Raw genomic sequence first — 14,390 nt, forward strand, 5'->3', positions numbered from 1 at the left:
CGTAGTAATCGAGAATACGCTGGGCATCTTCTTTTGTTTTCACGGGTTCTGAGGTCAGAATGTGCCAGCTCAAGCCATCATGATTTCCCGTTTCTTGACAACCGACATAGTACAGTGGGACGCCGTCACCGGTTTTATTCGCCGGGATTTTTACGGTCACCGCCGCATAACGCACTTCGCAGTGTGCATCACGCGCTTTTCGCCCGCCTTTTTGCCTCACTTGAACCGTTCTCGTATCCGCATACACCAAGGCGCCACTGTAATGATAAAGCTTGTCGCTGCTTTCTTCTATGCAACGGCTTTGCATAGAGCGAACGACAAAGCGCTGATGATTTGAGACCTTATAGGTCAGGTACTCGATAATGTCTGCTTCCCGGTCACAGACCGAGATAACTTTTCGCATGTCAGCACCGAGGCGGGCTTCCATTGCGCGTGAAGCCCGTTCCCATTTATAGCTTTCTTTGTCTTTATAAGCTCTGCTCGCATGATATTGATTTTGCCCGTAAGCCTGAAGGTCTCGGGTCCAACGTGCCTGCTCAATGAGTCCAACGACCTGTTGCTTATCAGGTGCAAAAAGCAGAACGGAATGCGCATGCATCCCTCTGGAATACTTATTGGATGTGGTGTGCCCCATCTCATCTCGAACCGTAGGGTGGATAAATTCCAGCGAGGTCGTATCTTCAAGCGCGAGGAGGCAATCATAGTGCTTAACCTGCTCAGCGGTGGCGACAAAGCCAGCTTCTGCGATAGCTTGAGGATTAATGGCTTGATTGCGAGCGAAGCGATAAGCAGCTTCGATATCCGCAGGTGATTTTAAAGATTGCACGAGAGACTGTCCTAAATGATTGGCAAGAGAAGAAGTCAGTTTGATCAGCCGCTTAGTGCGGCGGCTATCCCCTAAATCAGCATATTGAAAAGTGTCTTTTGCCCATGGCTCAGCATCTGTTGAAAACATCATACGTGACCTCAACGTAGTATTTCTTATTGAGATCAGCCAGGTAGAAAAAGGTTCAAAAAAGTCCCTCGATTCAATCGAGGGATTTGTGTAGAAGAGATAGGGCTATGCCGGGGGATACTTTTTATAGGCGATTACGCTATTCGATTATTCGGATGACTGTGGTTTTGACATTGCTGATGTTGCGATGCTCGTTGCAGAATGCCCACCTGCACCTCCTTTTCCTTTAAATGGATAAGCAGGGCGTTGCCATTCAGTAATAATGACAGGTTGCGCCGCCATATCCGGTGCTGGAGCTTTAGTCATTGGGGAATAAGCGTGATGATTTTTTGCCATGATGATCTGTGGTTCAGCAGTTTTTGTCTCTTTCGCTTTAATTTCCGTTGCCTGAGAGCATATTTCCGTTGCGACAGTTGGCTGTTCTTCATAGTGTTCCTGTTCAGCGATAGAGGTCACAATGATCGGTTCTGCTGCTTGATGTGCTTCTTCCTCAGATTCATGTAATACCGTGTCATGCACAACAGTTTCAACCTGATATACAATATCATTGTTGATAGCTCCTACAGTTTCCTGTATTGGCGCTTCAGTCAGTTCAGAGGCAGGTTCTGTAGCTGATACCACAGGAGAATGGATCACTGATTCAGCTTTAACATCTTTGTAATTGATCGTGGTTTTTTCTGCCTCTATTGCTTCAGTAACATCAGAGATTAAGACTGGTTCAGCAATTTTTGCAACCGCAGGAATTTGCATGATATCAACGGATTGCTCTGATGCTATTCCTTCAACAGCAGAAATTTCAGTTGAAATCTCTGTTTCAGAAATTGTTACAGGTGTGACAGGATAACGAACCCAAACTTTACCTGATGCTAATTCAGGTGAAACTACTGCCATTGCAAGAGGTACAGGTGATTGGGTCAGATTACGTTCGTCACGATAACGACGACGACGTTGTCCGCTGACGCGTAAATGACGTGGTGAACGGCGAGAACGACGTGGCATGACGTTATCTTGTTGCTCATTACCTTGCAGAGAGCTTTGTACAGATGAGGCTTGCACATTTGCATTTTGCGCAATGGATTCGTCTGAAGCAGAAGGCTGAGCCGTTACTTCCATTTCTGTATTGATAACAGCCGGTACAGAAACTTTTTTCTCTTCTTCTACAATTACTGGGGCAGATTCAGATGTGACTGCTGGCAAGGCAGCAATAACAGTTTCTTCTTTCACGCTATCTGTAATACGGATTTTCTGTTCAAGCTGACGACGTTGGCGTCTCGGCATAACCGGTTGACGTTCCTCGATTTCTTCCTCTGGAACTTCAGTTTTGCTTACTTGTTGCGCTTTGATTTCCAATTGCTGCTGGCGTTTTTCTTCCTGACGGCGGCGTTGACGCTCTGCACGCTGTTCACGGCGCTGTTGCTGCTGAGTTTCACGGGCCTCGTTATCTACTACAGTATCATCCTGCACATTATTTTTAGGCTGTGCATTACGTCCTTTACGTTGTTCATCACGCTCACGATTATTACGAGTTTCATTCTCATTACGCTCACGACGTTGGTTTTGACGGCGTGAATTACGGCGCTCCGATGAACGGCGATTATCGTTACCGGAAGATTTTTTGCTCTTTTCCTGTGATTGTTTCTCTTCCTCACCACTGAATGCTTTTTTCAGGGCTTTTAAAAGGCGGCTGAACAAACCGGGTTTGTCTGCTTTTTGCTGATTATTTGCTGGTGTTTTTTTCTCTTTTGGTTTTGCCACTACAGGTGCAGGAGGTTCTGTAGGCAGATCAAAAGTCGAAATAGCAGGTTGTTCAGGGCGCTTACGTTCATGCTGTGCATCTTCCTGAACATTTATCATTTCCGTTTCATGAACTTGTAAAAGCTGATAACTCAGGGCAGAAATTTCTTCACCTTTACGAACACGTAAAACAGAGAAGTGCGGGGTCTGCATTTGATCGTTTGGAACGATAACCACTCCGACACCACCCTGACGATGTTCAATCGCACTGACAGCTTTACGTTTCTCATTCAACAGGTAGGAAGCGATTTGAACAGGAACAATGGCATGAACCTGATGAGTGTTTTCTTTCAGAGCTTCTTCTTCTATCAGACGAAGAATAGACAGGGAAAGTGATTCATTATCGCGAATGGTTCCCGTACCGCTACAGCGTGGACAGACATGATGGCTGGATTCACCCAGTGACGGGCTTAAGCGCTGACGTGACATCTCCAGCAGACCAAAACGGGAGATTCGGCCGATCTGAATACGGGCACGATCTTGGCGGACTGCATCACGCAAGCGATTTTCAACCTCGCGCTGATGACGAACTGGTGTCATATCAATAAAATCGATAACGATAAGACCACCGAGGTCTCGCAGGCGTAATTGACGGGCAATCTCATCTGCGGCTTCCAGATTCGTATTAAAAGCGGTTTCTTCAATATCTCCCCCACGGGTTGCACGGGATGAGTTGATATCGATTGCGGTCAACGCTTCAGTGGTATCAATGACGACTGAACCTCCGGAAGGCAGTCTCACTTCACGTTGGAAAGCGGATTCGATCTGGGACTCTATTTGGTAATGACTGAACAGAGGGACTTCACCACTATACAGTTTGATTTTGCTGGCAAAGTCAGGGCGGCCGAGAGCTGTGATATGTTGACGTGCTAAGTCGAGGATTTTAGGGTTATCGATCAGGATTTCCCCAATATCCGGACGCAGATAATCCCGGAAAGCTCGTACGATAACGTTACTTTCCTGATGAATCAAAAAAGGCGCTGGATGACTGTTTGCAGCTTTCTTAATCGCTTCCCAGTGTTTCAGGCGGAAGTTTAGATCCCCTTGTAAGGATTCTGCGGATTTGCCGACACCGGCAGTACGGACGATAAGCCCCATACCTTCAGGTACTTCAAGAGAGGAGAGTGCTTCTTTTAATTCGATGCGGTCATCACCTTCAATACGACGGGAAATACCACCTGCTCTTGGATTATTTGGCATCAGAACCAGATAGCTGCCAGCCAGGCTGATAAAGGTTGTTAAGGCTGCACCTTTATTGCCTCGCTCTTCTTTATCGACCTGAACGATAACTTCCTGGCCTTCTTTAAGTATGTCCTTAATGTTGGGGCGACCGTGGGCATGGTAATTACTTGGAAAATATTCACGAGCAATTTCTTTTATAGGAAGGAAGCCGTGTCGTTCTGCACCATAATCAACAAAAGCGGCCTCAAGGCTAGGTTCAATCCGTGTAATTTTACCTTTGTAGATATTTGCCTTTTTTTGCTCGTGTCCAGGACTTTCAATATCCAGATCATAAAGACGTTGCCCATCAACAAGGGCGACACGCAACTCTTCCTGTTGGGTTGCGTTGATTAACATTCTTTTCATTCTAACTTACTCATTATTTTTTACATTAGTATAGAGCTGCGAGTAAAAAGAGAAGCACTACTGGTAACCGATGACCTCGTGTCTTTTACAAAACCGTCAGCCTCACGGCTATCGTTTGTATAGAGGTGCCTAATTGTCGGCGAGCCTGAATTTCATTTCTTTCATTGGAAGAAACGCAGCGCTCTTTATTGGGGGGGATACTGTAATAAATTAGTACAGGTTCTACCCAGTCCAGTAAGTTGCAACCCACAGCCCATAAATTGTTTGATTAAACATTACGTCTTACGCCATTGCTGCGTTTTTGTTCAAACAAACAGATAACAAACAATTTCAATCTGCCATTCATAGTTTAGTAAACTGTGGCCGGAAAGCATTATTCCATTGCTATTGGGGTGATAGCAAGGTGACTTTCTCGCTTTAAGAGTTTTTTATCATGAAATGGTGATAAGTTGTTAATCTTTAGTCTTTATTCTAAGACAATTTAATAATAAAGAATAAAAATATGGATATTATTTATACATGATTTAAAAATGATTGGCACTCTGTTTACTGGATAATTAAAATTGCGCCTATGAAAACAAATAATCAAATTGTACAGTTTGTCACTATTGATGACGATGAAGCAGGCCAGAGAATTGATAATTTTTTGCTGGCTCGCTTAAAAGGTGTACCTAAGAGTATGGTCTATCGGATCTTGCGCAAAGGTGAAGTTAGAGTTAACAAAGGAAGAGTTAAGCCTGAATATAAATTGACAGCCAATGATATTGTCAGAATTCCGCCTGTCAGAGTAGCAGAAAAACAGGATGTTCCTGTTTCTGCGAAGCTGGATAAAGTAGCGGCTTTGGCTAAATGTATTCTTTATGAAGATGATTATATTTTAGTTATCAATAAACCATCAGGAACAGCCGTACATGGTGGGAGCGGACTGAGCTTTGGTGTGATTGAAGGATTGCGTGCATTACGGCCTGAAGCGCGTTTTCTTGAACTGGTACATCGCCTCGATCGTGATACATCCGGGGTTTTGCTGATCGCGAAGAAACGTTCAGCTTTACGTTCACTACATGAACAATTACGTTTAAAACAAATGCAGAAAGATTATTTGGCATTGGTGCGCGGCCAATGGCAATCCCATTGTAAAGTCGTGCAGGCTCCTTTATTAAAAAATATTCTGCAAAGCGGTGAAAGAGTCGTTAAGGTTAGCAGTGAAGGTAAGCCATCGGAGACGCGTTTCAAGGTTGAAGAACGGTATGCGTTTGCCACACTGGTGCGAGCCAGCCCTGTAACAGGACGCACTCACCAAATCCGTGTGCACACCTTATATGCGGGGCATCCAATTGCATTTGATGATCGCTACGGTGACAGGACATTTGATGAACAGCTTGCAAAAACAGGGAGTAACCGACTATTTCTGCATGCCAGTTCATTAAAATTTACCCATCCATCAACAGGAGAAACTTTGCGTTTTGAAGCACCAATGGATACCGGGTTACGCCAATGTTTAAAAAAATTGCGTCAAATGTAATTAGAACGTCATAAGTTAGTTAACCCCAATTCCGCTTAAGCTATTACTGAAATATCTTCTTCTGAGTAGAAAATTTTCAGTGATGTCGTGATAAAGGTGATATCCGTTTTAGCTAAATCATCCGCCAATTCCTGACTCAGATATCCTTTGTCGCCGTAAAGAGAACCCGTGAGATCTTTTGATAATTCGCGTACAGGCTCCCTATCATCCACATTACCCGGGGTCACTTTAAGCGCTAAAATTTCGCCCAGATGGTTAATAATCAGGTGTAATTTGAACCCATAGAACCATCCCATTGAGGTTTTTCCGCGTTGCGCTATGCCCTGAAAGACCTTATGACGAGGAATACGGATGTTATGACAAACGCGCAAACTCGTGGAGTCGATAAAAGCAATGCCTGTCGGTTTTCCTTTTAATTGAGTCAGATAACTGGATAAGGGGACCAAAACGGACGGGGCAACGCTGATAAAACGGGTATAACTGAGCAAGGAGGGGAAGTCGCGGTGATGGTATTGCCAGATATGCTCCAAATAAAAGTTTTTAAAATCACGGTAATGCGACCGCTGAAAGAGGATTAAAATTGTCATGATTTCACTGGGATACATGCGGCCTTGTCTGCGGCGCAGGCGGTAGTTATCGAGACAAAACTGCGCCCACTGGGGGATATTGTGCCGTCAGAGGGTTTATCCCCTGACGGATAAGCATCTCTGTCAGGGTAATTAATGGCAGACCAATTAATGTATTGGGATCTTTACCGTCAAGTTTTTCAAATAACGTAATTCCCAAACCTTCACTTTTAAAACTACCGGCACAATTGAAAGGTTGTTCTTTTTTTAGATAGTTGATGATTTCAGCCTCAGTCAGTGTCCTGAAGTGGACATGGAATAGTTCACAACGCGTATCGGTATTTCCTGTTTTGCTATTGAATAATGTAATACCAGTATAAAAAGTAATGCGTTGCCCACTGGCTTTTTTTAGTTGTGAGAGAGCGTTCTCAAAATTATGAGGTTTTCCTGTAATCTTACCGTCTAAAACACATACCTGATCGGAACCTATAATAAGGTGACGGGAATAATGTTCTTGTAATGCGATAGCCTTTGCTCGTGAAAGTCGCATGACTAATTGCTCTGGAGTTTCATTCTCCTGTGAATTTTCATTAACATGTGGTGCTGCACAGGTAAAAGGTAAACCTATTTTTTCTAACAATAAGCGGCGATATATCGAAGTTGACGATAAAACAATCGGAAGCATCATTTTTCCATAAAATACGTAGAGAAATATTTGCAGGCATTTTAAACTATACGCCGCTTATTAAGCGAATATTTGGCGGAAAGGTGCAGATGTGTGGCCTTTTTCTTTGACTATGTCTCATTACAAAGATAATATGCGCGCCTTATGCAGAAGGTAAAATTACCCCTGACCATTGATGTACTTCGTGCAGCCCAGAAAAGATTAGACTACAAAGGTAGTTATTCTGCTGAACAAGTGTCTCGTCTCGTAGAGTCTGTGGTCAGTGTGGATAGTGATGTAGATAGCTCATTATCGTTTCAGATTGATAATCAGCGTCTGGCGGTTGTAAAAGGGCATTCAGATGTGGATGTTACGCTTGCCTGTCAGCGCTGTGGCAGTAATTTCAGTCATCATGTTCACACAACGTATTGTTTTAGCCCGGTCGTCAATGATGAGCAGGCTGAGGCATTACCGGAAGAGTATGAGCCAATTGACATTAATGAATTTGGTGAAATAGATTTACTGGCTATGATTGAAGATGAAATAATTCTCTCTCTACCAGTAGTTCCGGTACATGATTCTGAACACTGTGAAGTGTCCGACGCGGACATGGTGTTTGGTGTTCTGCCTCCTGAAGTAGAAAAACCAAACCCATTTGCCGTATTAGCCAGTTTAAAGAAAAGTACTTAAGGAGTAAGGTCAATGGCCGTACAACAGAATAAACCAACTCGTTCTAAACGTGGTATGCGTCGTTCTCATGACGCACTGACTACAGCACAAGTTTCTGTAGACAAAACTTCTGGTGAAACTCACCTGCGTCACCATGTGACTGCTGATGGTTACTACCGTGGCCGCAAGGTAATCAACAAGTAATTTCAGCTAATTATTAGCAAGTTGATATCTTGGCTAATCTAACCCTAGCGTTAGATGCTATGGGCGGGGACTTTGGTCCTCGTATCACGGTGCCTGCTGCATTGCAGGCACTGGCATCTAATCCGCGATTAAAACTACTATTGGTCGGTGATCCCGAAACCATTTCTCCTTTGCTTGCAAATAAAAATGCTGAGCTGCTCGGCCGCTTGCAAATTATTCCTGCGGAACATGTTGTTGCCAACGATGTAAAGCCTTCTCAGGCAATTCGTTCCAGTCACGGCACTTCAATGCGTATTGCACTAAATTTAGTGAAATCAGGTGAAGCGCAAGCATGTGTCAGTGCAGGGAATACCGGAGTGTTAATGGGGCTGGCTAAATTGATGTTGAAGTCGATAGAGGGGATTGAACGGCCTGCCTTAGTGACAGTTATACCTAATCTGAAACAGCAAAAAACAGTTGTATTAGATTTGGGCGCTAATATTAATTGTAATAGTCGTATGTTAGTGCAATTTGCCATTATGGGCGCTGTGATGGCAGAAGATGTTGCAGGTGCAAATAATCCACGTGTGGCATTACTAAATATCGGGGAAGAAGAATCCAAAGGGCTAGATAATATCCGCGAAGCCGCCATGATATTACGGAATAGTAATTTAATTAATTACATAGGATATGTGGAAGGTAATGAGTTATTAACGGGGAAAACAGATGTCCTCGTATGTGACGGCTTCGCAGGTAATGTTACGCTGAAGACAATGGAAGGCGCAATCAGAGTGATTCTGTCTTTGGTTAAATCACCAGATGGGCAGAAGAAAAAATCGTCATGGTTGGTGAAAATATTCAGGAAGTTTTTGCTCAAACAATTAGCAAAACGCTTTGGTCATCTAAACCCTGATCAGTATAACGGCGCAACACTATTAGGATTGCGTGGTATTGTCATAAAAAGTCATGGTGCCGCGAATGAATACGCATTCAAAGCTGCTATCGAGCAAGCTGTTAAGGCGGTAGAGAAGCAGGTTCCGGAAAGGATCGCAGCCCGACTAGATGCAGTATTACCCAAGAGTGAATAAGCACAAATGTATACAAAGATCTTAGGCACGGGCAGTTATTTGCCTTCTCAGGTGCGTACTAACGCAGATTTAGAAAAAATGGTGGATACAACTGATGAGTGGATCGTGACTCGCACAGGTATCCGTGAACGCCGTATAGCTGCTGAAGGTGAAACAGTTGCTACTATGGGATTCAGGGCGGCTGAAAAAGCCATTGAAATGGCGGGTATCGATAAAACACAAATCGATTTGATTGTTGTTGCAACAACAACGGGAAGCCATGCTTTTCCTAGTAGTGCTTGTCAGATCCAGAAGTTGTTAGGTATTAATAGTATTCCTGCTTTTGATATTGCGGCTGCTTGTGCCGGGTTTGCATATGCATTGAGTGTTGTTGATCAATTTATTAAAACTGGTGCGGCTAAACATGCACTGGTTATTGGATCTGATATTGTCTCCAAAATTGTGGATCCTGAAGATCGCAGTACAGTTATCCTCTTTGGTGACGCGGCAGGTGCCATGGTTGTCGGTGCTTCAGAAGAGCCGGGTGTTTTGTCAACTCATCTGCATGCAGATGGTCATTATGGTGAATTACTCTCAGTCCCTCATCAAGATCGCCAAAAATTGGATTCACCAGCATACGTCACAATGGTTGGCAATGAAGTATTTAAAGTTGCCGTGCGAGAATTAGCAAATATCGTTGATGAAACTTTAAAAGCTAACGATTTAGATCATTCGCAGCTTGACTGGCTGGTTCCTCATCAGGCGAATTTACGTATTATTTCTGCGACAGCTAAAAAATTGAATATGGCTATGGATAAAGTTGTTGTGACACTCGATCGTCATGGCAATACCTCTGCGGCATCTGTTCCGACTGCGTTTGATGAAGCGGTACGTGATGGAAGAATTCAACGTGGCCAACTTGTTTTACTTGAAGCATTTGGCGGTGGCTTTACCTGGGGCTCAGCGCTAGTACGTTTTTAACTTAACAGGAAGATAAACATGTCTGATTTTGCAATGGTATTCCCTGGCCAAGGTTCCCAATCCCTTGGCATGTTAGCTGATTTAGCTACAGAATTTCCGCTTGTAGAACAAACCTTCGCAGAGGCTTCTGAGGTTCTCGGATACGATTTATGGGAATTAATTCAGCAAGGGCCAGCAGAAGAACTGAATAAAACGTGGAAAACACAACCTGCGTTGCTGGCGGCTTCCGTTGCCATTTGGCGGATATGGCAGGAGCAGAGAGGTCAAGCTCCTTCCATGCTGGCTGGTCATAGCCTTGGTGAATATTCTGCGCTGGTTTGTGCTGGTGTAATCGAATTTCAACAAGCTATCAAGTTGGTTGAATTCCGCGGAAAACTGATGCAAGAGGCAGTACCTGAAGGGCAAGGTGCTATGTATGCCATTATTGGCCTGGATAATGAGTCCATTGCAAAAGCATGCGAAGAATCAGCACAGGGACAAATTGTTTCACCTGTTAACTTTAACTCACCTGGACAAGTTGTAATTGCTGGCGAGAAAGAAGCAGTAGAGCGTGCAGGCGCTGCATGCAAAGCGGCTGGGGCTAAACGAGCTCTGCCTTTGGCCGTCAGTGTTCCTTCACATTGTGCGCTGATGAAATCTGCGGCAGACCAGTTAGCAACTGCATTGCAATCTGTTGTGTTTAACCAACCGCAGTTCCCTGTTGTCAATAATGTGGATGTGAAGATAGAAGAATCTGCTGATGCGATTCGGGATGCGCTGGTTCGTCAGTTGTATAATCCTGTACGCTGGTCAGAATCTGTTGAATACTTTGCAACGCAAGGTATTGATAAAATTTTAGAAATAGGGCCAGGTAAGGTGTTAACTGGTTTAACAAAACGAATTGTTGATACTTTAAGTGCTGTAGCAGTAAATGATGTATCATCACTTACAATTGCTCTGAATAAATGACTGAGGAAAACATGGGCTTTGATGGAAAAATTGCACTAGTTACTGGTGCCAGCCGTGGCATAGGTCGAGCGATTGCAGAATTATTGGCTGAACGTGGCGCACGTGTGATTGGTACTGCGACCAGTGAAAAGGGAGCCGAGGCAATCAGTGCCTATCTTGGTGATAAAGGCAAAGGTTTTGTACTGAATGTCACAGATTCAACATCCATTGAACAAGCGCTATCGAATATTCGTGCTGAATTTGGTGAAATAGACATTCTAGTGAATAATGCGGGCATCACACGTGATAACTTGTTGATGCGTATGAAAGATGATGAGTGGCAAGATATTGTTAACACTAATCTTTCTTCGATTTTTCGTCTGTCAAAAGCAGTAATGCGTTCTATGATGAAAAAACGTTATGGGCGTATTATTTCCATTGGATCTGTTGTTGGAACAATGGGAAATGCAGGGCAGGCGAATTACGCGGCAGCGAAAGCAGGGGTCATTGGTTTTAGCAAATCACTAGCCCGTGAGGTCGCTTCTCGTGGCATTACCGTCAATGTTATTGCACCTGGTTTTATCGAAACGGATATGACCAGAGCGTTGACAGACGATCAACGAGCAGGCATTTTATCTCAAGTTCCTGCTAATCGTCTCGGTGATGCAAAGGAAATTGCCAGTGCTGTAGCGTTTCTTGCTTCTGATGAGGCCGCTTACATTACGGGTGAAACATTACATGTCAATGGTGGCATGTACATGATTTAAAAATGAGCGAACCTACTGTTTTCGATGTGTTTTTTATACAAAAAAGACAGTTGGTGGTTCGACCAGCCGGGATTTGGTTGCATCTTTTCCTGTATTTTATAAACTACGAAAACCATCGCAAAAGCGAGTTTTGATAGGAAATTTAATAGTATGAGCACTATCGACGAACGCGTTAAGAAAATCATCGTTGAACAACTGGGTGTTAAAGAGGAAGAAGTTGTAAACACAGCTTCATTTGTTGATGACTTGGGCGCTGATTCTCTTGACACAGTTGAACTGGTAATGGCTCTGGAAGAAGAGTTCGATATTGAGATCCCAGACGAAGAAGCTGAAAAAATCACTACAGTTCAGGCTGCTATTGACTACGTTGAAAACGCAGGTAAATAAGCACATATACCTAGGCGGTCATTCGACCGCCTATGTTTTTTGTCTTACATTTTTTCCCTCCCTGGAGGATAACCGTGTCTAAGCGTCGAGTAGTCGTGACCGGACTAGGCATGGTATCTCCTGTCGGCAATACAGTAGAGTCTTCTTGGAACGCTGTTTGTACTGGACAGAGTGGTATCGGCCTTATCGAACATTTTGACACCGCTAACCATGCAACTAAGTTTGCTGGTGTGGTGAAGAATTTTAATCATGAAGATTTCAATATTTCGCGCAAAGATGCACGAAAGATGGATTTGTTCATTCAGTATGGTATTGCTGCTGGCATTCAAGCCATTGAAGATGCAGGAATCGAAGTAACAGAAGCCAATGCTAGCCGCTTTGGTGCTGCTATTGGTTCTGGTATTGGTGGTTTGGGCCTGATTGAAGAAAACCACAGTACTTTGCTTTCGGCCGGGCCTCGTAAGGTCAGCCCATTCTTTGTACCGTCAACCATTATCAATATGGTAGCAGGCCATTTGAGCATTCTATATGGTCTTCGTGGTCCTAGTATTTCTATTGCAACTGCCTGTACTTCTGGCGTGCACAACATCGGCCATGCGGCGCGTATTATTGCATATAATGATGCTGATATCATGTTGGCGGGTGGTGCTGAGAAAGCAAGTACAGAATTTGGTGTTGCAGGGTTTGGCGCTGCCCGTGCATTATCGACCCGTAATGACGATCCTCAAGGTGCGAGCCGTCCTTGGGATAAAGATCGTGATGGATTTGTTTTGGGTGATGGTGCTGGTGTTATTGTTCTTGAAGAATATGAACACGCCAAAAAACGAGGCGCGAAAATTTATGCTGAAGTCGTTGGCTTCGGTATGAGTAGTGATGCGTATCACATGACATCGCCACCGGAAGATGGGGCAGGTGCAGCACTTGCTATGGTAAATGCTTTGAGAGATGCCGGCATTTCTCCGGATCAGGTAGGCTATATTAATGCTCATGGTACTTCAACACCAGCAGGTGATCTTGCTGAAGCTCTGGCAGTGGAGTCTGTTTTTGGTGAAGGTACTAAAGTATTAGTGAGTTCAACTAAATCGATGACAGGCCACTTACTGGGAGCGGCTGGAGCGGTAGAATCTATTTTCACCATTCTTTCCCTGCGTGATCAGATTGTTCCTCCAACCATTAACTTGGTTGATCAGGATGAAAATTGCCGCTTGGATTTTGTTCCTGGTCAGGCACGCAACATTGAAGGAATGGAATACGCGTTGTGTAACTCTTTCGGTTTCGGTGGAACTAACGGTTCACTGATTTTCCGTAAGATGTAACACGTTCAATTTCTGAGAAAAAGCCTCAACTCTTATGTTGGGGTTTTTTTTATGTTTTATTTCTCTATGCTTTTCAGATGCACATTTTTGCACTGCCACGACTCATATACTATTATAACGCCCCTTATAAACTGAGGTTTTCACGCCTTTTTATTTAAGAATCAGAAAATAAGATGATGTATTGGATTAACGGCAAATTGCACGATCAACTTCCTATTAATGATCGTTCGGTACAATTTGGTGATGGCTGCTTTACTACAATAAGAGTTGAGCAAGGTCAGGCAGCTTTGTTGCCTTTGCATATGAAACGGTTGCAAAAAGGCGTTGAAAAACTGTTTATGCCTGTACTGGATTGGATGCAATTGGAAAACCATATTAAACAAGTTGCTGCGGAGTGTGAATCAGGTGTTTTGAAAGTGATCCTCTCCAGAGGGAATGGTGGCCGTGGGTACAGCTTTGATAGCATTGGTGAGCCAAATCAAATCCTTTCGTTAAGTCCATATCCAGAACAATATCGTACTCTGCGTGAAAAAGGTGTTTCGTTGGGCCTTAGCCCTATTGCTATGGGGATTAATCCTCATTTAGCAGGCATCAAGCACCTGAACCGATTGGAGCAAGTTTTGATAAAACGGTTTATTGAACAAGCAAAAATTGATGAAGCGTTGGTACTTGATAGCGATGGTTTATTGGTTGAATGTTGTACCGCTAATATTTTTTGGCGAAGAGGTAAAAACGTTTATACCCCGGATTTAAACCAATGTGGTGTTAAAGGAGTAATGCGACAGAAGATTATCCAGATATTGGAAGAAAGTGATTATAACTTGTCATGTGTCATGCGTTATCCTGAAGCATTGGCACATGCCGATGAGGTGATTATTTGTAATTCACTGATGCCAGTGATGGCTGTCAATCAGATCCTGGCCCATAAAAATCAACCTGCGTGGAAATATCAATCCAGAGAATTATATAAATATTTATTACCTGAATGCTTAAGGCTGTAGTTGT

At 43.7% G+C, this 14,390-nt stretch carries 13 protein-coding genes and 1 pseudogene; 10 read left to right on the forward strand and 4 right to left on the reverse strand.

Annotation, left to right across the window (positions count from 1 at the left end; all coding sequences use genetic code 11):
* Positions 1-955 (reverse strand): IS4 family transposase (locus AAC852_RS17800; RefSeq protein ID WP_340622137.1); only part of this gene is annotated, 955 nt, incomplete at its 3' end.
* A gap of 147 nt (positions 956-1,102) precedes the next feature.
* Positions 1,103-4,336, reverse strand: coding sequence for a ribonuclease E (gene rne / locus AAC852_RS17805; RefSeq protein ID WP_340622138.1), 3,234 nt, complete (start codon positions 4,334-4,336; stop codon positions 1,103-1,105).
* 571 nt (positions 4,337-4,907) lie between these two features.
* On the opposite strand from rne, the gene rluC reads away from it, so the two are divergent.
* A complete protein-coding gene (gene rluC, locus AAC852_RS17810; protein WP_340622139.1) occupies positions 4,908-5,858 on the forward strand; it encodes a 23S rRNA pseudouridine(955/2504/2580) synthase RluC in 951 nt (316 codons plus the stop codon).
* A gap of 86 nt (positions 5,859-5,944) precedes the next feature.
* Here rluC and AAC852_RS17815 read toward each other — a convergent pair.
* Both AAC852_RS17815 and AAC852_RS17820 read right to left on the reverse strand, forming a co-directional pair.
* Positions 5,945-6,523 (reverse strand): annotated as a pseudogene (locus AAC852_RS17815) (IS982 family transposase); the annotation flags it as partial.
* Positions 6,492-7,109: a Maf family protein gene (locus AAC852_RS17820; protein ID WP_340622140.1), complete on the reverse strand. Its 618-nt coding sequence runs from the start codon at positions 7,107-7,109 to the stop codon at positions 6,492-6,494. The pseudogene AAC852_RS17815 and the gene AAC852_RS17820, both read right to left, overlap by 32 nt.
* A 144-nt stretch (positions 7,110-7,253) precedes the next feature.
* On the opposite strand from AAC852_RS17820, the gene yceD reads away from it, so the two are divergent.
* The 9 genes from yceD (at position 7,254) to pabC (ending at position 14,386) form a co-directional block, all read left to right on the forward strand.
* The gene (yceD, locus tag AAC852_RS17825) at positions 7,254-7,778 is read left to right on the forward strand and encodes a 23S rRNA accumulation protein YceD (protein WP_340622141.1); all 525 of its coding nucleotides are present in this window, start codon (positions 7,254-7,256) and stop codon (positions 7,776-7,778) included.
* 12 nt (positions 7,779-7,790) lie between these two features.
* Entirely contained in the window at positions 7,791-7,961 is a 171-nt protein-coding gene (rpmF, locus tag AAC852_RS17830; RefSeq protein ID WP_038260337.1) for a 50S ribosomal protein L32, read from the forward strand.
* A 29-nt stretch (positions 7,962-7,990) separates the two neighbouring features.
* Positions 7,991-9,028: a phosphate acyltransferase PlsX gene (gene plsX / locus AAC852_RS17835; RefSeq protein WP_340622142.1), complete on the forward strand. Its 1,038-nt coding sequence runs from the start codon at positions 7,991-7,993 to the stop codon at positions 9,026-9,028.
* Between the two features lie 6 nt (positions 9,029-9,034).
* Complete coding sequence (locus tag AAC852_RS17840) at positions 9,035-9,988, forward strand: beta-ketoacyl-ACP synthase III (protein ID WP_340622143.1); 954 nt, start codon at positions 9,035-9,037, stop codon at positions 9,986-9,988.
* Between the two features lie 18 nt (positions 9,989-10,006).
* Positions 10,007-10,936 (forward strand): ACP S-malonyltransferase, encoded by a 930-nt coding sequence (fabD, locus tag AAC852_RS17845; protein ID WP_340622144.1) that lies wholly within the window; start codon positions 10,007-10,009, stop codon positions 10,934-10,936.
* An 11-nt stretch (positions 10,937-10,947) separates the two neighbouring features.
* Positions 10,948-11,682 (forward strand): 3-oxoacyl-ACP reductase FabG, encoded by a 735-nt coding sequence (gene fabG / locus AAC852_RS17850; protein ID WP_047679642.1) that lies wholly within the window; start codon positions 10,948-10,950, stop codon positions 11,680-11,682.
* 150 nt (positions 11,683-11,832) lie between these two features.
* Entirely contained in the window at positions 11,833-12,069 is a 237-nt protein-coding gene (acpP, locus tag AAC852_RS17855) for an acyl carrier protein (RefSeq protein ID WP_012989255.1), read from the forward strand.
* A 74-nt stretch (positions 12,070-12,143) separates the two neighbouring features.
* Positions 12,144-13,385, forward strand: a complete 1,242-nt coding sequence (fabF, locus tag AAC852_RS17860; protein ID WP_340622145.1) for a beta-ketoacyl-ACP synthase II — start codon at positions 12,144-12,146, stop codon at positions 13,383-13,385.
* Positions 13,386-13,561: 176 nt separating this feature from the next.
* A complete protein-coding gene (gene pabC, locus AAC852_RS17865; RefSeq protein ID WP_340622200.1) occupies positions 13,562-14,386 on the forward strand; it encodes an aminodeoxychorismate lyase in 825 nt (274 codons plus the stop codon).
* Positions 14,387-14,390: the final 4 nt, after the last annotated feature.

The organism is Xenorhabdus siamensis, from assembly GCF_037996745.1.
Classification (GTDB): domain Bacteria; phylum Pseudomonadota; class Gammaproteobacteria; order Enterobacterales; family Enterobacteriaceae; genus Xenorhabdus; species Xenorhabdus indica.

Coding starts and splice junctions, on each gene's coding strand:
- rne (WP_340622138.1), bottom strand. CDS start 4,336: ATGAAAAGAATGTTAATCAACGCAACCCAACAGGAAGAGTTGCGTGTC.
- rluC (WP_340622139.1), top strand. CDS start 4,908: ATGAAAACAAATAATCAAATTGTACAGTTTGTCACTATTGATGACGAT.
- AAC852_RS17820 (WP_340622140.1), bottom strand. CDS start 7,109: ATGCTTCCGATTGTTTTATCGTCAACTTCGATATATCGCCGCTTATTG.
- yceD (WP_340622141.1), top strand. CDS start 7,254: ATGCAGAAGGTAAAATTACCCCTGACCATTGATGTACTTCGTGCAGCC.
- rpmF (WP_038260337.1), top strand. CDS start 7,791: ATGGCCGTACAACAGAATAAACCAACTCGTTCTAAACGTGGTATGCGT.
- AAC852_RS17840 (WP_340622143.1), top strand. CDS start 9,035: ATGTATACAAAGATCTTAGGCACGGGCAGTTATTTGCCTTCTCAGGTG.
- fabD (WP_340622144.1), top strand. CDS start 10,007: ATGTCTGATTTTGCAATGGTATTCCCTGGCCAAGGTTCCCAATCCCTT.
- fabG (WP_047679642.1), top strand. CDS start 10,948: ATGGGCTTTGATGGAAAAATTGCACTAGTTACTGGTGCCAGCCGTGGC.
- acpP (WP_012989255.1), top strand. CDS start 11,833: ATGAGCACTATCGACGAACGCGTTAAGAAAATCATCGTTGAACAACTG.
- pabC (WP_340622200.1), top strand. CDS start 13,562: ATGTATTGGATTAACGGCAAATTGCACGATCAACTTCCTATTAATGAT.